Raw genomic sequence first — 23519 nt, 5'->3', positions numbered from 1 at the left:
GTACCACCTGTGAGGCGGGCCGACCCGTCGCGGGCACGCACAGGCCCAGCCCAACGGCCGCACAGCCGGCTCACAGGCTCGGTCGCGATCGTGGTCGCATGACTACCGAAACCGAGCAGCAGCACCCGACCTGGGGCGAGGAGCCGCCACCGCAGGCCGCCGCCACGGGACCAGGCTGGAACGGCCGCAAGACCGTCGTCGCGCTCGCGATCGCGGTGGGCATCGCCGCCGTCGGCGGGGGCGTCATCTACGCGGCGAGCAACTCCGAGGCGGCCCAGGGCGGCATGCGCGGCCCCGGCGGCTACGGCATGCGCGGACCCGGGTTCACCATCATGGGCGGGCCGTTCGGCGACACCCAGCACGGCGAGTTCCAGAACGGCGAGGTCACCGAGGTCGGCGACTCGTCCATCACGGTCAAGAGCACCGACGGGTTCAGCAGCACGTACCGGATCGACGGCGACACGAAGGTCAACGGCGGCAACGGCGGTGTCGACGACCTGGAGGAGGGCGACCACGTCACCGTCGTCGCCTCCGAGGACGAGAACGGCGAGGCCACCGCGGACTCCATCATGAAGGGCGACGTGATGCGCGGCGGCCCGCAGCAGCGGAGGGGCGACGGCCAACCGCCCGGCGACGGGCAGCAGGGCACCCCGCCGACCCGGTAGAACTACCGCATGACCCGACTGGCGCTCTCGGCGCTGCTGGCGACCCTGGCCCTGCTCGGCGTCGCGACCCCGGCGTCGGCGCACACCGAACTGGTGTCCAGCGACCCGGCCGACGGCGCGACCCTGCCGCAGCGGCCGACGCGGCTCACGCTGACGTTCACCGAACCGGTGCCCGCCGAGAGCGCCACGGTCACCGTGGTCGGCCCGGACGGCGCGGCCTGGCCGACGGGCGAGATCACCGCCCAGGGCCCGGCCCTCGTCGTCCCGCTGGCGGAGACCGGCTCGCCCGCCGGCCGGTACGCGGTGTCCTGGCAGGTCGAGTCGCTCGACGGCGACTTCGTGGACGGCGCGGTGGCGTTCACGCTGGCCGCGCCCGCCCCGCCGGCCGCCACCACACCCGCCGCGCCGCCCGCGGCCACCTCGACCGACGCGCCGGCGTCCGCGACCACCACCCGGACCACCGCGCCCGCCGCCACGACCACCGCCGCGCCCACCGAGACGACCGCGCCCGCCGCCACCCCGGGGGCGAACGACGGCGGCGTGCCGCTGTGGGTGTGGGTGCTGGTCGTCGCGGTGCTCGCGGTGGTCGGCATCGCCGTCGGCGTGGCCCTGGCCAGGCGGGCCCGGGGCCAGGCGGCGGAGGACCGCGCCGAGTAGTCGGCCACCACTGGCTCCCGTGGGCTACCGGAGCGGCCGGTGGGTACTCCAGGGCGGTGACGACACCCGAACCCCCGGCGGGGGAGCAACCGTTGCCGGACGTCCTCGGGCCGGACCTGGAGGTGCTGTTCTGCGGCATCAACCCCGGCCTGATGTCGGCCGCCAAGCGGCAGCACTTCGCCCGTCCCGGCAACCGGTTCTGGCCCGCGCTGCACCTGTCCGGGTTCACGCCCCGGCTGATGGGCCCGGCCGAGCAGGACGAGCTGCCGCGCTACGGCCTGGGCATCACGAACCTGGTCCACCGACCGACCGCGCGGGCCGACGAGCTGACGCCGGAGGAGCTGCGGGCGGGCGGGGAGCGGTTGACGGAGCTGGCGCGGCGGCACCGGCCGAAGGTGGTGGCGGTCGTCGGCGTGACGGCGTACCGGGCGGCCTTCGGGCGCAAGGCGGCGGCGATCGGCCCGCAACCGGAGTCGATCGCCTCGTCGCGCCTGTGGGTGCTGCCCAACCCCAGCGGCCTGAACGCGCACTACCGGCTGGCCGCCCTGGCCGAGGTGTTCGGCCGGCTGCGGTCAGAGGTTGCGCAGGCCGACTAGCACCCGTTCCAGCAGCGTGAAGTCCGGCCCGCCGGGCGCGGCGGCGTTGTCGTGCGCCGCCACCACGCCCATGGCGATCAGGTCGCCGAGCAGCACCCGCACCACGCCCAGCGGCACGGCCAGCAGCGCGGACACCTCGGCGACCGACCGGGGCCGCGCGCACATCTCCACGATCGACCGCTGCTCGGCCGTGGTGTCGCGCATGGCGACCGCGATCCCGTCCTCCTCCAGCGAGATCAGGGTCTCCAGCCGCAGGTCGTAGTCGGGGGCCGTGCGGCCACCCGTCCACGCGTAGGGGCGGACCAGGGGACCGGAGAACTCCTCCGGGACGGGCTCCGGCTCCGGGGTCGGCGGGGTCGGCGGGGTCGGCGGTTCGTCGTAGTCGTAGGGTGCCTCCAGCGGCGCGGTGTCCTCCAACGGCTCCTGTTCGTCGAGGCTGCGCCGCAGCGCCGCCGAGCCGAACCGGGCGCCGGTGGCGCCGACCTCGCCGCGCAACGACCTCCTCCGGCGGGGTGGCTCGGGCGCCTCCGCCGGTTCCTGGTCGAGACTGCGCTGCAACGCGGGGGAGCCGAAGCGGGCGCCGGTCGTGCCGACGTTCCCGCGCAGGGACCGGCGGCGTCTGCGCCCGCCGCCGGTCGGCTCCGGATCAGAGCTGCCTGTGCTCACGATTCGGGAACCTAGACCGAACCACGTCCGGCCGATGACGGTCGTGTTTCGAGTCCGTGCAATCCTCGTTAACCGCGCCGCGCGCGGCCGGGCGGTGGGGCCTGGAGGATGATGGGACGATGCGCATCCGCGAGGTCGAGATCTCCGACGACATGATCAGGTTGGGCCAGTTCCTCAAGCTGGCGGGCCTGGCCGACAACGGCGCGCACGCCCGTGACCTGGTGGAATCCGAGGAGGTCACGGTGAACGGCCGGCTGGAGACCCGGCGCGGGGCCCAGCTGCGCGGCGGTGACGTGGTCGCCGTCGGCGGCGAGAAGGCCCGCCTGGTTACCGGTCGTTAGCACCCCGTCGGCCGGCCGCGGTCCCGCGGCCGGCCCGGCCCGGTCTCCGCGTCACAGCGGCGGGGTGCCCTGGCGGCGGTAGGCCCACTCCTCGTGCCAGCAGTGCGGGTAGACGCCCCGCCGGAAGTAGGCCGCCACGCCGTCGATCGGTGCCGCCGCCCGGTCGTGGTAGAGCAGCCAGTACGGGATCGCGGTGGCCACCACCCAGTTCACCGCCACCAGCGGCAGGTAGAGGGGACCGAACAGGCGCGCTTGGAGCACGTGCACGGCCTCGTGGTCGTCCACGCCCATCGCCACGCCGGCCTGCACCGGGCCCACCGTGGTGGCGAAGCCCTCGATCACCCCGTCCCGCAGCCCGAGCGTGCCGCGACCCCGGCTGAACGCCTCGTCCACCCGGTTGCCCCGGGCCAGCGCGCACGCCAGGAACACCGCTCCCGCCACCGTGTTCGGCAGGCTCCACGTGGCGTCCACCACGGCCAATCCGACCCCGCGCCACCCGCGCGGGTACAGCCGGGTCCGCCACGCCCACGCCCCGTGGAACGCCACCGACAACCCGCCGACCACCCACACGACGACCACGGGGCCATTGTGACCCCGAAAAGTGGCGACGGTCACTCCGGTCCGGTCGGCCCGGGGGAAATGCCCCACACCGGTCACCCGAAGTGCCCGAGCCGTTGCGCCGAATAGCTGCCCGCACACCGTGAAAGGGTGACCCCGACCCGCCGCGCTGCGGTCCCGCCGTCCCCGCCGGACCCCCTTTCCGGCCGTTTTCGGGCGCAGCTTCGACCGCCGTCGAAAACCCCCTGTAACGGATTGGGGCCCGCGTTCGATGAACGTGCCCGCGCGCTCGCGCGGCCACCCTCCGGCCACTGTGGACCGTGTGACCCCTCCCGGTGACAGGACATTTCCACAGCGCAAGTCGGTGACCCGAAGTCACGCGGCGACTCGCCTGGGTGTAGGCCAACTGTCGCACCGAGGAATGTCCACCAGGTGGACGTTCACTGTGTGTGTAACGCGCGCCGAGGGTTGGGCGAATGACGGTTTGGCTGGGCGAGAAATCACCGGTCGAAACAATTGCCGTACACACGCGGGTCCGTCGGGGATGCCCTGCGCACGTGCACGTCCGAGCCGGCCCAACCCGGGGGTTAACCACGATGAGCGAGCAGGTCCAGCCCACGCGACGCAGACCCGTCGCGGGTGCCGGCGACACCTACCGCACCACCAGCCCCACCGTCGGCAGCTGGGAACCCGCCTACCGCTACGGCGTGATCGCCGCCGACGTCCTGTGCACGGTGCTGGTGGTCGTGCTCGCCGGCTTCGCGCTGTCGGCCCGCCACGCCTCCTTCGCGCCGCTGCCGCTGGTCGCGCTGGAAGCGGTCACCGTCGCGGTGGTCGTGGGCTCGCTGTTCCTCAACCGGGTGTGGAACCCCATGGTGCTGGGCCAGGGCGCGGAGGAGTTCCGCCGCCTGGGCCGCGGCCTGTTCGGCTCCGTCGTCGCGCTGGGGCTCGGCGCGCTCGCGGCCGACCTGCCCGGCGCCCGCCTGTGGGTGTTCGTGGTCGGGCCGGCCGTCGCGCTGGTCGCCTTCCCGGTCCGCTACCTGCTGCGCCGCCCGCTGCACCGCGCCCGCGGCGAGGGCCGCTGCCTGCTGCCGGTGCTCGCGGCGGGCAACATCGACACCGTCAGCGACCTGATCGGCCGCACCCGCCGCGCGCCGCACCTGGGGTGGCGCGTGGACGCCGTGTGCACGGTCGACGGCCGCGCCGAGATCGGCCTGGAGCTGGAGGGCGTGCCGGTCGTCGGGCGCTTCGGCGAGCTGGGCGAGCAGGTCCGCCGCGGCGGCTACCGGATCGTCGCGGTCACCGCCGACGCCTACTGGACGCCCCGCCGGCTCCAGCAGCTCGCCTGGGACCTGGAGGGCACCGGCACCGAGATGGTCGTCGCGCCCGCCCTGATGGACTTCGCCGGACCCCGCCTGCACGTCACGGGCGTGCTCGGGATGCCGCTGCTGCGGGTGAGCGAACCGTCGTTCACCGGGTTCCGCCGCGTGGTCAAGACGGCGGTGGACAAGGTCGGCTCGGCCCTGCTGGTCGCGCTGCTGGGCCCGGTGCTGCTGGCGGTCGCGGTGGCGATCATGGTCGACACCAGGGGTCCGGTGCTCTACCGGCAGCGCCGCGTCGGCAAGGACGGCGTGCCGTTCACCATCGTCAAGTTCCGCACCATGGTCACCGACGCCGACGCGCTGCGCGCCAGGCTCGAAGCGGTGAACGAGGGCGCGGGCGTGCTGTTCAAGATGCGCCGCGACCCCCGCGTCACGACCGTCGGGCGGTTCCTGCGGCGCTACTCGCTGGACGAGCTGCCGCAGCTGTTCAACGTCCTGGCCGGGACGATGTCGCTGGTCGGCCCCCGGCCGCCGCTGCCGGAGGAGAGCGCGAAGTACGGCCCGGACATGCGCCGCCGGCTGCTGGTGAAGCCCGGCCTGACCGGCCTGTGGCAGGTCTCCGGCCGCAGCGACCTGTCGTGGGAGGAGTCGGTGCGGCTCGACCTGCGCTACGTCGAGGAGTGGTCGCTCGCCCTCGACGCGTTGATCTTGTGGAAGACGATCCGAGCCGTGTTCGGCGGTCAGGGCGCCTACTGATGAGGAGTGAGATGGACCAGCCGATCGGCATCGCCGTCATCGGCGCGGGGTACTGGGGGCCGAACCTGGTGCGCAACGCCCAGGCCACCCCCGGCCTGAACCTGCGCTACCTGTGCGACCTGGACGTGGAGCGGGCCCGGCGCGTGCTGGGCGACTACTCCACCGTCCGGGTGTCCGGCTCCCTGGACGACGTGCTCGCCGACCCCGCGGTCGACGCGGTCGCCATCGCGACCCCCGCCGCCACGCACCTGCCGGTCGCGCTGGCCGCGCTGCGGGCGGGCAAGCACGTGCTGGTGGAGAAGCCGCTGGCGGCGAACTACGCCGACGGCCTGGAGCTCGTCCGCGAGGCCGAGGAGCGGGACCTCACGCTGATGCTCGACCACACCTTCGTCTACACGCCGACCGTGCAGCACCTGCGGCAGCTCGTGCGCGGCGGCGGGATCGGCACCGTGCAGTACCTCGACTCGGTGCGCATCAACCTCGGCCTGGTGCAGCCGGACGTCGACGTGTTCTGGGACCTCGCGCCGCACGACCTGTCGATCTTCGACGCCGTCCTGCCCGACGACGTGCGGGTGACCCGGGTCGCCGCGCACGGCTCGGACCCGATCGGCGCGGGCCGCGCGTGCGTCGGCCACCTGACGCTGGAGCTGTCCGACGGCGTGCTGGCCCACGTGCACGTGAACTGGTTGTCGCCGACCAAGGTCCGCACCATGATCGTCGGCGGCTCGCGCCGCACGGTCGTGTGGGACGACCTGAACGCCGTGCAGCGCCTGTCCGTGCACGACCGGGGCGCGGACCGGATCGAGGACGACGAGGACCGCCGGCAGGCGATCATCTCCTACCGGCGCGGCGACACCGTCGCGCCCGCGCTGCCGGAGAAGGAGGCGCTGCGCGGGATGATGGCCGAGTTCGCCGCCTCGATCACCGAGAAGCGCGCCCCGCTCACCGACGGCTGGTCCGGCCTGCGCGTGCTGGCCATCCTCGAAGCCGCGTCCGCGAGCCTCGCCGCCGGCGGCGCGTTCGTCGCCGTCGCCCCGGTCGGCCGGCCCGACCTCGTCCAGCTCGCCACCGCGTGACCACCGAACCAAGCAGGGAAGGAACGACCACCATGTCGGACGCGGCCCAGCCGATCACCGGCCAGCGCGCCCTCGTCACCGGAGGGGCGGGCACCATCGGCTCCGCGGTGGTGGACCAGTTGCTCGCCGCCGGCGCCGCCGAGGTGGTGGTGCTCGACAACTTCGTCCGCGGCCGCCGGGAGAACCTGGCCGACGCCGCCGCCGCGGCGGGCGACCGGCTCACCGTGGTCGAGGGCGACATCAACGACCGGGCGCTGCTCGCCGACCTCAGCCGGGGGACCGACCTGGTCTTCCACCTGGCCGCGATCCGGATCACCCAGTGCGCCGAGGAACCGCGGCTCGCCCTGGAGTGCCTGGTGGACGGCACGTTCACGGTCGTCGAGGCCGCCGCCGCGGCCGGCGTGAAGAAGGTGATCGCCTCCTCGTCGGCCTCGGTCTACGGGCTGGCTGAGGAGTTCCCGACCACCGAGCGGCACCACCCGTACAACAACGACACGTTCTACGGCGCGGCCAAGGCGTTCAACGAGGGCGTGCTGCGCAGCTTCCACGCCATGTACGGCCTGGACTACGTGGCCCTGCGCTACTTCAACGTCTACGGGCCGCGGATGGACGCGCACGGCAAGTACACCGAGGTGCTGATCCGCTGGATGGAGCGCATCGCGGACGGCCGACCGCCGCTGATCTTCGGCGACGGCGCGCAGACGATGGACTTCGTGCACGTGCACGACATCGCCCGCGCCAACGTGCTGGCCGCCGCGGCCCCGGTCACCGACCGGGTCTACAACATCGCCAGCGCGCGGGAGACCAGCCTCAAGGACCTGGCCCACGCCCTGCTCGCCGCGATGGACTCCGACCTGCCGCTGGAGCACGGCCCGGAGCGCGCGGTCAACGGCGTCACGCGCCGCCTCGCCGACATCTCCGCCGCAGGCCGCGACCTGGGCTGGAAGCCCGACATCGAGCTGGTGGACGGCTTGCGCGGCCTGGTGTCGTGGTGGCGGACCGCGCGATCGGAGGTCTCCCGGTGATCCCGGTGATGAAGCCGTGGCTGGGTGCGGAGGAGGCCGAGGCCGCCGCCGCGGCCGTGCTCTCCGGCTGGGTCGCGCAGGGCCCCAAGGTCGCCGCGTTCGAGGACGCCTTCGCCCGCCGCGTCGCCGCGCTGCACGCCGTGGCGACGTCCTCGTGCACGACCGCGCTGCACGTCGCGCTGCACGTGCTGGACGTGCGCGAGGGCGACGAGGTCGTGGTGCCGTCGCTGTCGTTCATCGCCACCGCCAACGCGGTCCGCTACTGCGGCGCCACCCCGGTGTTCGCCGACGTGGAGGAGGAGACGGGCAACCTCTCCGCGGCCACGGTCGAGGCCGTGCTCACCGAGCGCACCCGCGCCGTCATCCTGGTGCACCAGGGCGGTGTGCCGGCCGACGTCGACGGGATCCGCGCGCTGTGCGCCCCGCGCGGCGTCGCCGTGGTGGAGGACGCGGCCTGCGCGGCCGGCTCCACCTACCGGGGCGTGCCGGTCGGCGCGGACGCCGAGGTGGCCGCGTGGTCGTTCCACCCGCGCAAGCTCATCACCACGGGCGAGGGCGGGATGCTCACCACCAACCGCGCCGACTGGGCCACCCGGGCCAGGCGGCTGCGCGAGCACGGCATGAGCGTGAGCGCGGCCGAGCGGCACGCGGGCGGCGGCGCGGTCGTGGAGAGCTACCTGGAGACCGCGTTCAACTACCGCATGACCGACATCCAGGCCGCGGTCGGCCTGGTGCAGCTGTCCAAACTGGACGCGATCGTGCGGCGGCGGCGGGAGCTGGCGGCCCGCTACCACGAGCTGCTGGCCGACCTGCCGGGCCTGCGCCCGGTGCGCGACCCGGAGCACGGCACGACGAACTACCAGTCCTTCTGGGTGATGCTGCCCGAGGACTCCCCGGTGGAGCGCAACGAGGTCCTGGCGCGGCTCGCCGCCCGCGGTGTCTCGGCGCGCCGGGGCATCATGGCCGCGCACCTGGAACCGGCCTACGAGGGCCACCCGCACGACGACCTGCCCGTGACGGAGGCGTTCACCCGCAGGTCGTTGATCCTCCCGCTGTACCACGACCTGACGGCCGCGGAGCAGGACGCGGTGGTCGAGGAGCTGGGCGCGGCGCTGGGCGCGCCGCTCGCCGCGCGGTAGCACCGCACGACCGCTCCACCGCACGACCGATCGCGCCCGGGCGGCCACCACCGGTGACCGCCCGAGCGACGATCACTTTGCGCTGTAACGCGAAGTGCGGTTAGCGCGACGATCGGAGCAACAAGGCTCCGCTGGTCGACGTAGTGCGCACGTCATCACTCGCAGTTACGGCCGTTTCGCCCGAAAGGTAGACATCCATGACCACCGACCGGATGCGGGTCAGACCCGTTGTCGCGGTAACACTGCTGCGCCTGGTCGTCGTGGCCGCCCTCGTGGCGTCCACCATCGTGGTCGTCGGCCTGCTGCGCGCGCCCGAGGCCGTCGCCGCTCCGTGCGACGTGCCGGTGGTCAACAAGGTGGCCTGCGAGAACACCAAGGCGGGCACGCCCGACTGGCAGGTGTCCTACCGGGACAACAACATCCTCGGCTTCACCACCGACATCAGCGCGATCCCCGGCGGCCGGGTCGACTTCAAGATGCTCACCAGCGCGCCCTCCTACTACATCGACATCTACCGGCTCGGCTGGTACGGCGGCGTCGGCGCCCGGTTCCAGGAGCGGATCACCCGCGACACGCCCCAGAACCAGCTCCCGTGCCTGCGCGGCACGGACGGCAGCGCGTTGATCGACTGCGGCAACTGGGACGTGTCGCTGAGCTGGAACGTGCCCACGACGGCGGTGTCCGGCCTGTACTACGCGCGGGCGCACCGCGACGACACCGGCGCGGAGAACGAGATCGTCTTCGTGGTCCGTGACGACACCAGCACCTCCAAGATCCTGTTCCAGACCTCCGACTCGACGTGGGTGGCCTACAACCGCTACGGCGGCAACAGCCTCTACTTCGGCGACGGACCCGGCCAGGGCGGCCAGGCGTACAAGGTCAGCTACAACCGGCCCTACACCGGCGGCGACGGCGACGACAACTTCATCTTCAACGCCGAGTACCCGATGCTGCGCTTCCTGGAGGCCAACGGGTACGACGTCAGCTACACCACCGACGCCGACTCGGCCCGGCGCGGCCACCTGATCAAGAACCACAAGGTGTTCATGGCCGTCGGCCACGACGAGTACTGGTCCAACGAGCAGCGCGCCAACGTGGAGGCGGCCCGCGACGCCGGCGTGCACCTGGCGTTCCTCACCGGCAACGAGATCTTCTGGAAGCACCGGTGGGAGAAGAGCATCGACTCCTCCCAGACCGACTGGCGCACCATCGCCTGCTACAAGGAGACCAAGGGCACCCAGAACGACGGCCTGGCCGACTGGACCGGCACCTGGCGCGACCCGCGCTACAGCCCGCCCCAGGACGGCGGCCGGCCGGAGAACGCGCTGCTGGGCAACCTCTTCACCGTCAACGGCCGCCGCGAGGACTCGCTGAAGGTGCCCGCCGCCTACGGCAGGATGCGGCTGTGGCGGCACACCTCGCTGCAGGGCATGGCCGCCGGCACCACCTACACCTTCCAGCCCGGCACCCTGGGCTACGAGTGGAACTCGGTGGAGGACAACGGCTTCCAGCCGGCGGGCGTGGCCCAGCTCTCCCGCACCACGGTGACCATGTCCGACGGCCCGTACGTGCTGCAGAACCACGGCGACCTCTACACCCCGGACACGAAGACCCACGCGATCACCTACTACAAGCACCCGAGCGGCTCGCTGGTGTTCGCCGCCGGCACGGTGCAGTGGGCGTGGGGCCTGGACGACGAGCACGCGTTCCTCACCAACACGCCGACCTCCGACGTGCGGATGAAGCAGGCGACGGTCAACTTCCTGGCCGACATGGGCGTGTCGGCGACCACGTTGCAGGCCGGCCTGGTGCAGGCGACCAAGAGCACCGACACCCAGGCGCCGGCGGTCGCGTTCACCAGCGTCCCGGCGATCTCCGGCGTCGGCGCGGCGTACACGTTCTCCGGCACGGTCACCGACGTGGGCGGCCAGGTCGGCGGCGTGGAGGTGTCCACCGACGGCGGCAAGCGCTGGCACCCCGCGGTGTGGCAGGCCGGTCAGAGCGCGTGGAGCTACACCTACACGCCCACCCAGTCCGGCCCGGCGAGCCTGCGCGTGCGCGCGGTGGACGACTCGGCCAACCTGTCCACCCCCGTGGTGGCCACGCCCGGCGTGAACCCGCGCACCTGCCCGTGCGGCCTGTGGACCGCGGCGGACAAGCCCGCCGTCGCCGACAGCGGTGACGCCTCGCCGCTGGAGCTGGGCGTGAAGTGGCGCGCGAACGGCGACGGCTACGTGCGCGGGGTGAAGTTCTACAAGGGCGCGGGCAACACCGGCACGCACACCGGCACGTTGTGGGACAAGGCGGGCAACCCGCTGGCCACCGGCACGTTCGGCAACGAGACGGCCACCGGCTGGCAGACGCTGACGTTCGCCCAACCGGTGGCGGTGACCGCGGGCACCACGTACGTCGCGTCCTACTTCGCGCCCAACGGGCACTACTCCTACGACCTGGAGTACTTCCTCCAGCAGCCGCGCTACCTCGAACCGCTCACCGGGTCGAAGAACAACGACGACGGCCCGAACGGCCTGTTCCGGTTCGGCAGCCCGGGCTTCCCGACGCAGTCGCACTGGGGCAGCAACTACTGGGTCGACGTGGTGTGGGCGCCGGACCCCGGGCCGGACCAGCGCGCGCCGCTGCTCGCGTCCACCGCGCCGGTCGCCGGCGAGGGCACCGTGGCGCTCGACACCGCCGTCTCCGCGACCTACGACGAGGCCGTCGCACCGGGCAGCGCCCAGTTCACGGTGACCGGCCCGGCGGGCGCGGTGTCCGGCACGGTGGCGCTGTCGAACGCCAACAGGACGGTCACCTTCACCCCGGCCCAGGCGCTGACCCCGAACACCGGCTACGCGGTGGCGGTGCGCGTCGCGGACGCGGCGGGCAACCAGACGCCGCAGTCGACCTGGTCGTTCACCACCGGCGCCACCCGGCCCGCCACGTGCCCGTGCACGATCTGGGACGACTTCACGAGGCCGGCCGTGCTCGCGGCGACCGACACCACGCCGACGGAGGTCGGCACCAAGGTGCGCTTCAACGGCAAGGGTGAGGTGCTCGGCGTCCGGTTCTTCAAGGGCGCGGGCAACACCGGCACGCACACCGGCTCGCTGTGGTCGTCCACCGGCCTGCTGCTGGCCACCGGCACGTTCGACAACGAGACCGCGAGCGGCTGGCAGAAGCTGACCTTCGCCTCGCCGGTCGTCGTGCAGGCCAACACGACCTACGTCGTGTCGTACTTCGCGCCCAACGGGCGGTACTCGGTCAGCAGCGGCTACTTCGCGGGCCAGGGCGCGGGCTACGCGAGCCTGCGGGCGCTCGCCGACGGCGTCGACGGCGCCAACGGCGTCTACCGCTACGGCAGCGGCGGCGGGTTCCCCAACGCGTCGTTCAACGCGACGAACTACTGGGTCGACGTGGTCTTCCGCAACGGCCTCAACGGCGACACCACGCCCCCGGCGCTGACGAACCGGTCCCCGGCCGCGGACGCGACGGGCGTCGTCGCCACCGCACCGGTGACCGCGACGTTCAGCGAGCCGGTCGACCCGGCCAGCGCGCAGATCTGGCTGACCGACCCGCGCGGCACCCAGCTGACCGGTTCGGTGTCGTTGTCCGGCGACCAGCGGACCGTCACCTGGACGCCGTCGGGCAAGCTGGTGCCGGGCACCCGCTACACCGCGAACGCGCTGATCGCCGACGCCAACGGCAACCCGATGGCGGAGCAGGCCACGTGGTCGTTCACCACCGCCGCGGACGTCATCTGCCCGTGCACGCTGTTCAGCGGGGCGACCGTGCCCACGATCACCTCCAGCGGCGACACCGGTGCCTTCGAGCTGGGCGTGCGGTTCACGCCGAACGCGGGCGGCCGGATCACCGCGGTGAAGTTCTACAAGGGCGAGGCCAACACCGGCACGCACACCGGCACGCTGTGGTCCCCGACCGGGCAGCAACTGGCCACCGGCACGTTCGGCAACGAGACGGCGAGCGGCTGGCAGACGCTGACCTTCGCCACCCCGGTGCTGGTGCAGGCGGGGCACACCTACACCGCCTCCTACACCACGACCACCGGCCGCTACTCCGTGGACCCCGGGTACTTCACCGGGTACGCGGCGACCGGCGGGCCGCTGACCGCGCCGGCGGGCCTGGACGGCGGCAACGGGGTGTACCGCGCGGGCGCCGGCTACCCGACGAACTCCTACGCGGGCGGCAACTACTGGGTCGACGTGGTCTTCCTGCCCAACGACGACACCACCCCGCCGGTGGTCAACGGGCGCACCCCGCTCGACGGCGCGAGCGCGGTGTCGCGCACCTCGCCGCTCACGGCGTCGTTCGACGAGCCGGTCGACCTCAGCACGGCGCGGTTCTCGCTCGCCGACTCCGGCGGCGCGAAGCTCGCCGGCACGCTGTCGCTCTCGGCCAACCAGCAGCAGGTCACGTGGACGCCCGCCGCGCCGCTGGGCGGCGGCATGACCTACACCGCGAGCCTGCGCATCGCCGACGTCTACGGCAACGCGATGCCCTCGCCCACGACCTGGTCGTTCACCACGACCACCGCCGGGAACTGCCCGTGCTCGCTGTTCAGCGCGGCGACCGTGCCCACCGTGGCGGCCGCCGACGACACGGGCTCCTACGAGCTGGGCGTCCGGTTCGTGCCGTCGGTGAGCGGCACCGTCACCGGCGTGCGGTTCTACAAGGGGGCGGGCAACACCGGCACGCACACCGGCACGTTGTGGGACGCGGCCGGCAACCCGCTGGCCACCGGCGCGTTCGGCGACGAGACGGCCACCGGCTGGCAGACGCTCACGTTCGCCTCGCCGGTCGCCGTGTCGGCCGGGACGACCTACGTGGCGTCCTACACCGCGCCGAACGGCCGGTACTCCGTGGACACCGGGTACTTCATGGGCAACGCCGTGACCAGCCCGCCGCTGAGCGCACCGGCCAGCGCGGAGGGCAGGCCGAACGGCGTCTACCGGTCCGGTCCCGGGTTCCCCGCGTCGTCCTACGCGGGCAGCAACTACTGGGTCGACGTAGTGTTCACGACCGGATGAGCGCCCCGCGACCGCTGCTGCTGGTGGGTGGCGGCGGACTGGCCCGCGAGGTCCTCGCGGCCGTCCGCCTCACCCCGGCGCTGTGGCGACCCGTGGGCGCGTTGGACGACGACCCGGCGCGGCACGGCGCGGACCTCGACGGCCTGCCCGTGCTGGGCGGGACGGAGCTGGTGCACGAGCTGACCGACGCGGCGGTGCTGGTGTGCGTGGCCAACGCGCACCGGCCGCTCGGCCGGCTGGCCGTCGTCGCCCGGCTGGGCCTGCCGGAGGACCGGTGGGCTACCGCCGTGCACCCGGCGGCCTCGGTGGCCGTCGGCGCCGAGGTGGGGCCGGGCTCGGTCCTGCTGGCCGGCGCGGTGGTGACGGCGCCGGTGCGCCTGGGGGCGCACGTCGTGGCGATGCCGCACGTGCTGATCACGCACGACGACGAGGTGGGCGACGGCGTCACGTTCGCCGGCCGGGCGTCGCTGGGCGGGTCGGTGCGGGTGGGGGAGGGCGCGTACCTCGGGCAGGCCAGTGCCGTCCGGGAGGGCGTGTCGATCGGGGCGGGCGCGGTGGTGGGCATGGGTTCCGTGGTGCTCGCCGACGTGCCCGCGGGTGAGGTCTGGGTGGGCAACCCCGCCCGGAGACTGCGAGAGGGGAGCGGTTCGTGATCGACATCCCGCTGGTGGACCTGCGTGCCCAGCACGAGCAGGTCGCCGACGAGGTAGCCGACGGCTGGGCGGAGGTGCTCAAGAACACCGCCTTCGTCGGCGGGCGGCAGGTCGCCGCGTTCGAGGAGGAGTTCGCCGCCTACCAGGAGGTGCCGCACTGCGTCGCCGTCGGCAACGGCACCGACGCCATCGAGCTGGCGCTGCGCGCGCTGGGCGTCGGGCCGGGCGACGAGTGCGTGCTGCCGGCCAACACGTTCATCGCGACCGCGGGCGCGGTGGCCCGGACCGGGGCCACGCCGGTGCTGGTGGACTGCGTGGCCGACACCGGCCTGATCGACGTGGCGCAGGTCGCGGAGGCCGTCACGCCCCGCACCAGGGCGCTGGTGCCCGTGCACCTGTACGGGCAGGCCGCGCCGGTGGAGCGGCTGCGGTCGTTCGGCCTGCCGATCGTGGAGGACGCGGCCCAGGCCCAGGGGGCGCGGCGGCACGGCGTGGCCGTCGGCGGGCTCGGCGACATCGCCGCCACCAGCTTCTACCCGGGCAAGAACCTCGGCGCGTACGGCGACGGCGGCGCGGTGCTGACCACGTCCGAGGAGCTGGCGGGCGCGGTGCGGTTGCTGCGGGAGCACGGGTCGCCGCGCAAGTACGAGCACTCGGTGGTGGGCTTCAACAGCCGGCTCGACACGCTCCAGGCCGTGGTGCTGTCGGCGAAGCTGCGCCGGCTGGAGCAGTGGAACGAGCGGCGGCGCGCGGCGGCCGACCGCTACTCGGCGCTGCTGGCCGACGTGCCGGGCGTGACGCCGCCAGCGGTGCTGGAGGGCAACGTGCCCGTGTGGCACCTCTACGTCGTGCGGGTGCCGGAACGCGACCGCGTGCTGGCGTCGTTGCACGCGGCGGGGATCGGCGCGGGCATCCACTACCCGACGCCGGTGCACCTGACCGGCGCGTACGAGGGCCTGGGCCACGCGCCGGGCGACTTCCCGGTCAGCGAGGCGGTCGCGGGGGAGATCCTGTCGCTGCCGCTGTTCCCCGAGATCACCCCGGCGCAGCAGGAGCGCGTCGTGGCGGCCCTCGCGGAGGCCGTGCGATGAGCGTCTACGTGCACCCCAACGGCCTGTGCGAGAGCTCCGACGTCGGCGACGGCACGCGCGTGTGGGCGTTCGCGCACGTGCTGCCCGGCGCGCGGGTGGGTCGGGACTGCAACATCTGCGACGGCGCGTTCGTGGAGAACCGGGCGGTGCTCGGCGACCGGGTGACGGTGAAGAACGGCACGCTGGTGTTCGACGGCGTGGTCTGCGAGGACGAGGTGTTCCTCGGGCCGAACGTGCTGTTCACCAACGACCTGCGGCCGCGTGCGGCGATCAAGCGCACCGGTGGCGCGCTGCTGTCGACCGTCGTGCGCCGGGGCGCGACGCTGGGGGCGGGCACGGTGGTCGTCTGCGGCGTGGAGATCGGCGAGCACGCCTTCGCCGCCGCCGGCTCGGTGATCACGAAGGACGTCGCGGCGCACGCGTTCGTCGCGGGCAACCCCGCCACGCACAAGGGCTGGGTCTGCACCTGCGGCCAACGCCTGGACGCGGGCCTGATCTGCCCCGACTGCCACAGCGCCTACACCGAGACCGACAAGGGCCTGACCAAGACCCCCTGACCCCCGGCCGGCACCGCTGCGGACCGCACAGGTCCGCAGCGGCCCACCCCCGTGAGTCCTACGCCCAAGCCTCGTGAGTCCTACGTTCAAGCCTCGTGAGTCCTACGTTCAGGACCCCCGAGTTCAACGCTCGGACCACGCCGGCGGGGCGTTCACGCCTCCGCAGCCGGCTCCGCCGCCCCGCGCGAGCGCTCCTCCTTGGCGATCCGCAGCAACGCCCCCGTCACGCCGATCATGGTGAACACCAGGCCGGTCGCCACGCCGAACCCCAGCAGGTCGAACGTCACCGACGCGATCCCACCGGCGATCACGCCCGCCACCAGCGCGCTGGCCAGGCTGCGCAACTGCTCGTCCTTGCTGATCATCCGCACCCGGATCGCCGCGAACGCCGCCGCCAGGAACATCCCGATCAGCGCGAACAGCCCCAGGTAACCGTTCTCGATCAACGTCAGCAGGAACTGGTTGTCCAGGATCGTGTACTTCGTCGGCAGGTAGGTGCCGAACCCGCGCCCCACCCACGGGTGCAGGTCGATCTGCTCCCACGCCGCCTCGTAGTCCGCCGTGCGCGCCTTCACGCTGGGGTCGTCCTCGATGTTGGAGAACATCCCGCGCAACGTCCCGAACAGCCCCGGCACCACCAGGCTCGCCCCGAGGAACGACCCACCGCCCACCAGCGCCGTGGTGATCTTCCGCCGCCGCGGCAACGTGATGATCATGATGATCGCGCCCACCGCCATGCCCAGCAGCGCGGTCCGCGACAACGACGTCAGCGCGCCCAGCCCCACCAGCGCCAGGCACACCACCCAGCGCACGTGCGGCGTCCCGTCGTCACGCGCCTTGAACACGTAGTGCACCCCCAGCGGCACGGCCATCGCGCACACCAGGCCGAACTCGATGGGGTGGTTGGTGGTGCCGGTCGGCCGGCGGAAGATCGACCGGGCCTCCATCGCGGAGTACCCGTTGTCCTGCACCCGCAGCCCGGGCAGCGACACGTACGACGCCAGGTCGACGCCCAGCCCGAACTGCACCAGCCCCACGAACGCGATCACCGCCGCGCACGCCAGCAGCAGCCTCAGCACCCGGTCCAGCCGGTCCTTGGTGCGCACCGCGTCGCACACGAACACCGCGACCGCGATCATCGACGTGATCCGGATGATGCTGCTGTCGGCCACGGTCAGCTCGTCGGTCGGCAGCCACCGCCGGGTGGCCACGCCGTAGGTCGCCAGCTGCGACGCGAGGTACAGCGCCAACGCCGTGCGCACGACGTTGCGCCCCTTGCCCATGCCGACGGTGTCCACCATCTGCCCGGACACCCACAGCACGCCCAGCAGCAGCGCCACCACCAGCGCGGGCGGCAGGGTCATCGGCACGAACGACAGCACCAGCCGTGCCGGGATGATCAGCAGCGCCAGCAGGAACAGGCTGACCAGCGTGGCGCCGTCCGCTTGCCGCCGCACCGGCAGGAACTGCTCGGTCACGGTCAGGGTCGGTCGTCGTTGGTCGGCCACGCGGGCCCGCCCGGCTTGCCGGCGTTGCGCGGCGCGGCGATCTTCACCGTCTGCTCGCTGGCCGTGGGCTGGGGGCGGCGGACCGGCGGGCCCGGGGGACGGCGCGGCGCGCCGTTGTGCGGAACCGGCGGACCCTGCGGCGCGGCCTGGGGCGCCGCGCCCTGCGGAGGCGCGGCCTTGGGAGGTCCCCCCTGTGAAGGCGAGCCCTGTGAAGGCGAGCCCTGTGAAGGCGAGCCCTGTGAAGGCGAGCCCTGCGAAGGCGAGCCCTGCGAAGGCGAACCCTGGGACGGCGAGCCCTGGGGTGGCGAACCCTGCGGCGGGTGACCGCCCTGCGCGGGCACGCCCTTCGCCGGGGTGGCCGGCGGCGCGGCGGCGGCCTTCGGCGTGCCCTCCGGCTCCGCCTCGCCCCCGCCCGCCCGGGCCTCCCGGCGGCGGCGCAGGTGGTTCAGCACGCTGTCACCGCCGAACGTGGCCGCCGTCGTCAGCAGCATCAGCAGCACGAACGCCGCGCCCGCGTACCGGACCTTGCCGCCGATCTGCGCCTCCGCCGCGGTCGGGTTCACGATCACCTGCGAGGTGATGAACGTCGACGCCGGCGCCTTCAGCGCGGTCTGCTGCTTGTCCAGCTCCTTGGTGGCGAACTCCATGACCGTGGTCACCAGCCGCTCGGCCGCCTCGGGCGTGCTGCCGTCCGCGGTGACGAACAGGAACGGCCCGCTCATCCCGCCGCCCGACGCGGTGAAGTTGTCCGGCGAGTCCTTGTCCAGCCCGAGCGAGTCCTTGCGGGTCTTCGGGTCCGCCAGGATCTGCGCCAGGATCTGCGCGGTGGTCGTGAGGCTGCCGTCGAACGCCAGCAGCGGGTTGACCCGCACCGCGTCCTCCGGCGACAGCTTCTGCGAGAACGTGCCGCCCGCCGCCGGCGACGTGAGCACCATGACACCGGAGGACTGGTAGCGCGTCGGGATGGACAGGAACACCCCGGCGGCCACGGCGACCGCCGTGATCGCCGCGGGCACGGCGATGTACCACCGCCTGCGCAGCGTTCGCACGGCGCCCCAGAAGTCCATCCGCTCCCCGATCCACGTTTACCCTGCGTGCGTGCGCGCAGGGTGTTGTTACTCTGAAATCGGCCGACTCGCGCCTAGTCGTTACAGGTGGTGATGGACTTGGGCTACCGGCGGGTCGTGTTCGCCGTCGCGGCCATCGTACTGGTCGTCGCGGCCGGGGTGGGCTACGTGACGTCGGTCGTGCGGGACACCTCGGCGGCGCCGGCGGCCGAGGTCGACGGCGACCTGGTGTTCGTGGCCCTGGCGGACGGGCGCAGCCGCGTCGAGCAGGTGCGGCTGGCCGAGCCCGCCGCCCGCAGCGCGACTCCGCTGACGTGCCAGCGGGTCTACCGCGCGGGTGGCACGACGGTGTGCCTGAAGCTGGCCGGGCCGGGCCCGACCTACGCCGCCGAGGTGTCGCGGGACGGGGCCGTGGTGCGGACCGTGCCGCTGCCGGGCGTGCCCAGCCGGGCGAAGGTCTCGGCGTCGGGCCAGGTGGTCTCGTGGACGTCGTTCGTCACCGGCGACTCGTACTCGGTGCCCGGCGGCTTCTCCACCCGGACCGGGTTCTTCGACCTGCGCACCGGCGAGGTGGTCGAGTCGCTGGAGGGCTTCTCCGCCGTGGTCGACGGGCAGCCGCACGGCGCGCAGGACGTGAACTACTGGGGCCTGACCGTGGGCGCGGACGACCGCACGTTCTACGCGACGCTGGCCTCCGGCGGCTACACGTGGCTGGTGAAGGGCGACCTGGCGGACCGCCGCCTGGAGTCGCTGCGCCGTGACGCCGAGTGCCCGTCGCTGTCCCCGGACGGCACGAGGGTCGCCTACAAGAAGCGCATCGGCAGGCTCGGGCCGTGGGACCTGGCCGTGCTGGACCTGCGGACCGGCGAGGAGCGCAGGCTGCCGGGCACGGCCGGGGTGGACGACCAGGCGACGTGGCTGGACGACCGGCGGATCGCCTTCGCCGCCGTGCCGAGGGACGCGAAGCTCGCCGCGATCCACGTCGTGCCCGCCGACGGCTCGGCCGCCGCGGCGCTGGTGATCCCCGACGCCGCGTCCCCGTCCCCCGCCTGAGACCCGCCCGCTCAGGTCGACAGCTCCCGCCGGAGCACCTTCTCCAGGTCGTGCCCGGCCGCGTCCCACGACCGCCCGGACACGCTGCCGGACGCGGCCCGCGCGACCGCGCCGAAGTCCGGCAGGGTCACCACGTCCGACAGCGCCCGGGCCAGGTCGTGCGGGGTGGCCGGCGCGTAGCGGACGTGCTCGTTGTCCAGCACGACCCGGTTGTGCGGTGCGTCGTTGACCACCGGCAGGCAGCCCGCGGCCAGCATCTCGTGCGGCACGAGCGAGACGTTCGTCATGGACAGCGTGAGACCGGCGTAGCACCGGTTGTAGATGTCGTTGAGCCGGTCGGGCGTGACGAGGCCGTGGTCCACGTGCCGCGGGCCCAGCGACCCGATCTTCTCGCCGTAGGTGTGGATCACCACGTCCGGGTGCCGCTCGGCGAAGACCTCCAGCGCCAGCAACCCGACCTCGATGGCCCGGCGGGGCGCGAGCCGGCGCGCGTAGAACACCACGCCGTCGCGCGGCACGCCCTCGCGCAGGTGGTAGCGGTCGGTGTCGCAGCCGAAGTCGAACGAGTCGGCCGCCATCCCCGTCTCGTCGCGCAGCTTCCCGGCCAGGAACCGGCCGGCGGTGAAGCCGTGGAACCCCATCCGGTAGGTGTTCTCCGCCAGCGCCGACAGCCCGCCCACGGGGAAGAACCACGGCTCGTAGTCCTGCACGAGGTAGAACCGCTTGCCCGCGCACGGGTCGTTGAACGCCGGGTAGGCCGTCATCCACGCGGTGGCGAACACGGCGTGCGCGTCGGCCATCCCGTCCAGCACGTCGCGCACCGGGCCGCGGAAGCCGGGGAACGCCGAGCGGATCACCGGCTCGTGGTCCGCCGCGCGGCTGCCGTACACGTCGTACAGGTACAGCCGGCACGTGTGCCCCAGCGACTCCAGGTGCTCGATCAGCCGGAACATCGTGGTGTGCCCGCCCGAACCGGGGGACGGCGGCGTGCTGATCCAGTTCACGGTCAGCCGACCGTCCGCCCCGACCGGCGGCACGACCACCGGCCGCCGCACGCCGAGGTCGGCCGCGCGCACGTCCTCCAGCCGCACCGGGAACACCTCGGCGTCCGCGCCGAACCGCCGCGCCGCGCGCCCCAGCGCCCGCGCGCCGACCTGGCGCACACCCTGCTCGCGCACGATGCGCGTGACCTGGTGCGCCCGACGCCGCAACTGCTGGACGACCTTCACGCGCCACTCCTCCGCACCAGGCCCAGCACCTCGTGGCGCAGGGGGAACACCACGGCCGCGTACGCCAGCGACGACGCCGCGCCGCCGACCAGCAGCCGCACCAGGGCGTCGTCGACGAGCCACTGCACGCCCGACGCCACCAGGACCATCACCACACCGCCGAGCACCGGGCGGGCCAGGGCGGCTCCCAGCGCCCGCGCCCGCAACCCGTAGGGCCGGAACGCGACCAGGTACGCGGGCACGACCACGGCCAGCACCACCACGCTCTGCGCCAGCGCCACGCCCCGGATGCCGTCCAGGTGCGCGCCCAGCGCGAGCAGCGGCACGAGGGCCACCAGCCACACCAGGTGGATCACCAGGATGGCCCGCGACCGCCCGGCGCTGGCCAGGTAGTCGTAGCCCAGCTCCAGCGCCACCCGCAGCGCCCCGAGCAGCACCAGCAGGGCCAACGCCTGCGCGGCCGGCGCCCACCGCTCGCCGTACACCGTGCGCACGAGCGGGTCGGCCAGCGCCGCCAGCAGCACGCACGCGGGCACGGTCACCAGCGCGAGCAGCCGCAGCGCGCGGGCAAACGTCCGAGAGAACAGCTCCGGGTCGTCCCGGACCTGCGAGAACGCGGCCAGCGACACGCTGCGCACCGGCTGCGAGAACGCGCCGACGGGCCAGTTCGCGAGGTTGAACGCCAGCAGGTAGAAGCCCAGCGGCACCGTGCCGAGGATGCCGCCGACGACGATGTAGTCGACGTTGAGCACGCCGAACACGAGCAGGCTGGCACCCGCCAGCGGCAGCCCGAACGCCAGCAGCCCGCGCGCCTCGGCGGCGTCGAAGCCCGGCCGGTACCGCTTCGGCGTGTAGGCGAACATGACCGCGGCGGCCACCAGGTTCGTGGCGATCCGCGACCACGCCAGGCTCCATGCGCCGAACCCGAGCAGCGCCAGCACCACCACCACGGCCGTGCCGACGACGAACGCCGACGTGTCGGCGGCGAACTTGTGGTCCTGCCGGAACTCGCGCTGCAGCAACGCGCCCGGCACCGCGGACGCGCCCGCCACCACCAGCGACAGCGCCATGAGCTGGATCACACCGGTGGCCTGGGGCGTGTCCATGGCCCGCGCGAACCACGGCGCCCCGACCACGCACAGCAGCGCGAGCAGCGCGCCGGAGGCGATGGACAGCGTCGTCACCGTGGGCGCGAGCTCCCCGACCGGCCGCTCGGTGCGGACCAGGGCGACGCTCACGCCCATCTCGCTGACGCTCATCACGATGTTGAGCACCACGAGCGCCACGGCGAACACGCCGAACTGCTCGGGCGCGATGAGCCTGGCCAGCAGCACGCCGACGCCGACCTGGCCGAACCGCTGCACGAGGCTGTTGACCGCGCTCCACCGGATCGCCGAACCGACCCGTCGCCGCAGCTCCGGGCGCTCGACGGCCCCGGGCGGCCCCACGTCGGCGGTCACTGGCCGCGCCACTTCCAGACCTGCTTGCCCACCAGGCCCGCCCCGCGCTTGGCGAGGTGGCTGCCCAGGAACAGCTGCGTGCGGCTGCACACCTTCGGCCCGAACGCCTGCCGCCGCTTCAGCGCCCGGTACTCGGGCAGCCGCACCGCGTCGGGGTACGCGTGCAGGGCGAACACCACCAGCTCGTCCACCGGGATCTCGTCGAGCCGGTCCCGGTCGTACGCGCGCACCGCCCGCCACAGGGCGTCCTTGGCGACCGCGCGGTTGGCCAGCGCCCGCAGCCGCGGCGGCAGGTCGGGGTGGTCGGCGAAGAACCGCTCGAACACCGCCCGCCGCTGCTCCAGGTCGGCGAACAGCGACGAGAACCGGGTGCGCATCATGCTCTGCTGGTGCACGCGGTAGTAGGCGGCGGGCTTGCCGCGCACGTACCCGATGTCGGACACCGCGGCGATCCGCATCCACATCTCCAGGTCGCCCGCGTGCGGCAGGTCCGGCCGGTAGCCGCCGACCCGCTGCTGCACCGACGTGCGCACCACCGCCTCGGGCGAGGACAGCACGTTCTGCGCGGTGCGGCAGCGCGCCTCGATCCAGTCCACACCGGACCACACCGTGGTGCCCGCGGGCGGCGCGACCACGGACGGCAGGGCGTCGTGGTCGGTGTAGTACACGACCCGCCCGTACACCATGCCGACGTTCGGGTGCGCCTGGAAGACCTCGGCGGCACGGGCGAGGGCGCCCGGCGCCAGCAGGTCGTCGGCGGACAGCAGCACGGTGTAGTCGGCCTTGGCCCACTCCAGCAGGCCCTCGTTGTAGGTCGCGATGTGGCCCTGGTTGACCTCGTGGCGGCGGCCCTCGACGCGCGGGTCCTGCCGCACCAGCTCGGCCACCACCTCGGGCGTCTCGTCGGTCGACGTGTCGTCGATGATCAGCACCCGCACGTCGACGCCGGGTTGGTCGAGCACGCTCTTCACGCACGCCCGCAGGAACCGCGCGTAGTTGTAGCAGGGGATGACGACGTCGACCGTTGGTCGTGCCGGGGGCTCAGTCACGACCTACTC

The 23519-nt window shown here is 73.3% G+C and carries 19 protein-coding genes and 1 pseudogene; 13 read left to right on the top strand and 7 right to left on the bottom strand.

Annotated elements, in window-relative coordinates; genetic code table 11:
• The first annotated feature begins 98 nt into the window (after window positions 1-98).
• The 3 genes from ACIGNX_RS19480 to mug all read left to right on the top strand — a co-directional run bounded on the left by ACIGNX_RS19480 (window position 99) and on the right by mug (window position 1918).
• On the top strand, window positions 99-665 hold the full coding sequence (locus tag ACIGNX_RS19480; RefSeq protein ID WP_396541896.1) for a DUF5666 domain-containing protein: 567 nt from the start codon (window positions 99-101) through the stop codon (window positions 663-665).
• Window positions 666-674: 9 nt separating this feature from the next.
• Window positions 675-1322, top strand: a complete 648-nt coding sequence (locus ACIGNX_RS19475) for a copper resistance protein CopC (protein ID WP_396541894.1) — start codon at window positions 675-677, stop codon at window positions 1320-1322.
• 92 nt (window positions 1323-1414) lie between these two features.
• Complete coding sequence (gene mug, locus ACIGNX_RS19470) at window positions 1415-1918, top strand: G/U mismatch-specific DNA glycosylase (RefSeq protein ID WP_396541892.1); 504 nt, start codon at window positions 1415-1417, stop codon at window positions 1916-1918.
• Here mug and ACIGNX_RS19465 read toward each other — a convergent pair.
• A complete protein-coding gene (locus tag ACIGNX_RS19465; protein WP_396541890.1) occupies window positions 1895-2584 on the bottom strand; it encodes a DUF742 domain-containing protein in 690 nt (229 codons plus the stop codon). The genes mug and ACIGNX_RS19465 overlap by 24 nt on opposite strands.
• Window positions 2585-2703: 119 nt before the next feature.
• Between ACIGNX_RS19465 and ACIGNX_RS19460 the strand changes: the two genes are divergently transcribed.
• Entirely contained in the window at window positions 2704-2925 is a 222-nt protein-coding gene (locus ACIGNX_RS19460; protein ID WP_396541888.1) for an RNA-binding S4 domain-containing protein, read from the top strand.
• Window positions 2926-2976: 51 nt separating this feature from the next.
• On the opposite strand, the gene ACIGNX_RS19455 is transcribed toward ACIGNX_RS19460, so the two are convergent.
• Window positions 2977-3504: a hypothetical protein gene (locus tag ACIGNX_RS19455; RefSeq protein WP_396541886.1), complete on the bottom strand. Its 528-nt coding sequence runs from the start codon at window positions 3502-3504 to the stop codon at window positions 2977-2979.
• A gap of 575 nt (window positions 3505-4079) precedes the next feature.
• Between ACIGNX_RS19455 and ACIGNX_RS19450 the strand changes: the two genes are divergently transcribed.
• The 8 genes from ACIGNX_RS19450 to ACIGNX_RS19415 all read left to right on the top strand — a co-directional run bounded on the left by ACIGNX_RS19450 (window position 4080) and on the right by ACIGNX_RS19415 (window position 16144).
• Window positions 4080-5561, top strand: a complete 1482-nt coding sequence (locus ACIGNX_RS19450) for a sugar transferase (RefSeq protein ID WP_396541884.1) — start codon at window positions 4080-4082, stop codon at window positions 5559-5561.
• 11 nt (window positions 5562-5572) lie between these two features.
• Window positions 5573-6637, top strand: coding sequence for a Gfo/Idh/MocA family protein (locus tag ACIGNX_RS19445; protein ID WP_396541882.1), 1065 nt, complete (start codon window positions 5573-5575; stop codon window positions 6635-6637).
• A 32-nt stretch (window positions 6638-6669) separates the two neighbouring features.
• The gene (locus ACIGNX_RS19440) at window positions 6670-7662 is read left to right on the top strand and encodes an SDR family NAD(P)-dependent oxidoreductase (protein ID WP_396541880.1); all 993 of its coding nucleotides are present in this window, start codon (window positions 6670-6672) and stop codon (window positions 7660-7662) included.
• Window positions 7659-8801, top strand: coding sequence for a DegT/DnrJ/EryC1/StrS family aminotransferase (locus ACIGNX_RS19435; RefSeq protein WP_396541878.1), 1143 nt, complete (start codon window positions 7659-7661; stop codon window positions 8799-8801). Before ACIGNX_RS19440 ends, ACIGNX_RS19435 begins: the two co-directional genes overlap by 4 nt.
• A gap of 197 nt (window positions 8802-8998) precedes the next feature.
• Window positions 8999-13843, top strand: coding sequence for a DUF4082 domain-containing protein (locus ACIGNX_RS19430; RefSeq protein WP_396541876.1), 4845 nt, complete (start codon window positions 8999-9001; stop codon window positions 13841-13843).
• Window positions 13840-14496, top strand: coding sequence for a NeuD/PglB/VioB family sugar acetyltransferase (locus ACIGNX_RS19425; protein WP_396541874.1), 657 nt, complete (start codon window positions 13840-13842; stop codon window positions 14494-14496). The genes ACIGNX_RS19430 and ACIGNX_RS19425 overlap by 4 nt, the downstream gene beginning before the upstream one ends.
• Window positions 14496-15587: a DegT/DnrJ/EryC1/StrS family aminotransferase gene (locus ACIGNX_RS19420; protein WP_396541948.1), complete on the top strand. Its 1092-nt coding sequence runs from the start codon at window positions 14496-14498 to the stop codon at window positions 15585-15587. The genes ACIGNX_RS19425 and ACIGNX_RS19420 overlap by 1 nt, the downstream gene beginning before the upstream one ends.
• A complete protein-coding gene (locus tag ACIGNX_RS19415) occupies window positions 15584-16144 on the top strand; it encodes an acyltransferase (protein WP_396541872.1) in 561 nt (186 codons plus the stop codon). The genes ACIGNX_RS19420 and ACIGNX_RS19415 overlap by 4 nt, the downstream gene beginning before the upstream one ends.
• Window positions 16145-16296: 152 nt before the next feature.
• Here the strand turns inward: ACIGNX_RS19415 and ACIGNX_RS19410 are convergent, their stop codons facing one another.
• Window positions 16297-17622, bottom strand: a complete 1326-nt coding sequence (locus ACIGNX_RS19410; protein WP_396541870.1) for an O-antigen ligase family protein — start codon at window positions 17620-17622, stop codon at window positions 16297-16299.
• A 73-nt stretch (window positions 17623-17695) separates the two neighbouring features.
• Window positions 17696-17887 (bottom strand): annotated as a pseudogene (locus tag ACIGNX_RS19405) (hypothetical protein); the annotation flags it as partial.
• A 925-nt stretch (window positions 17888-18812) separates the two neighbouring features.
• Here ACIGNX_RS19405 and ACIGNX_RS19400 point away from each other — a divergent pair.
• Window positions 18813-19772, top strand: coding sequence for a TolB family protein (locus ACIGNX_RS19400; RefSeq protein WP_396541868.1), 960 nt, complete (start codon window positions 18813-18815; stop codon window positions 19770-19772).
• A gap of 11 nt (window positions 19773-19783) precedes the next feature.
• On the opposite strand, the gene ACIGNX_RS19395 is transcribed toward ACIGNX_RS19400, so the two are convergent.
• From ACIGNX_RS19395 to ACIGNX_RS19385, 3 genes are read right to left on the bottom strand one after another with little or no spacing between them, the layout of a single operon-like run.
• Window positions 19784-21001, bottom strand: a complete 1218-nt coding sequence (locus tag ACIGNX_RS19395) for a glycosyltransferase family 1 protein (RefSeq protein ID WP_396541866.1) — start codon at window positions 20999-21001, stop codon at window positions 19784-19786.
• Complete coding sequence (locus ACIGNX_RS19390; protein ID WP_396541864.1) at window positions 20998-22473, bottom strand: lipopolysaccharide biosynthesis protein; 1476 nt, start codon at window positions 22471-22473, stop codon at window positions 20998-21000. The genes ACIGNX_RS19395 and ACIGNX_RS19390 overlap by 4 nt, the downstream gene beginning before the upstream one ends.
• Entirely contained in the window at window positions 22458-23510 is a 1053-nt protein-coding gene (locus ACIGNX_RS19385; RefSeq protein ID WP_396541862.1) for a glycosyltransferase family 2 protein, read from the bottom strand. The genes ACIGNX_RS19390 and ACIGNX_RS19385 overlap by 16 nt, the downstream gene beginning before the upstream one ends.
• Window positions 23511-23519 lie beyond the last annotated feature (9 nt).

It is taken from the genome of Actinosynnema sp. NPDC053489 (assembly GCF_044544865.1).
Taxonomy (GTDB): domain Bacteria; phylum Actinomycetota; class Actinomycetes; order Mycobacteriales; family Pseudonocardiaceae; genus Actinosynnema.
This window is presented reverse-complemented; position numbering and strand designations above follow the sequence as displayed.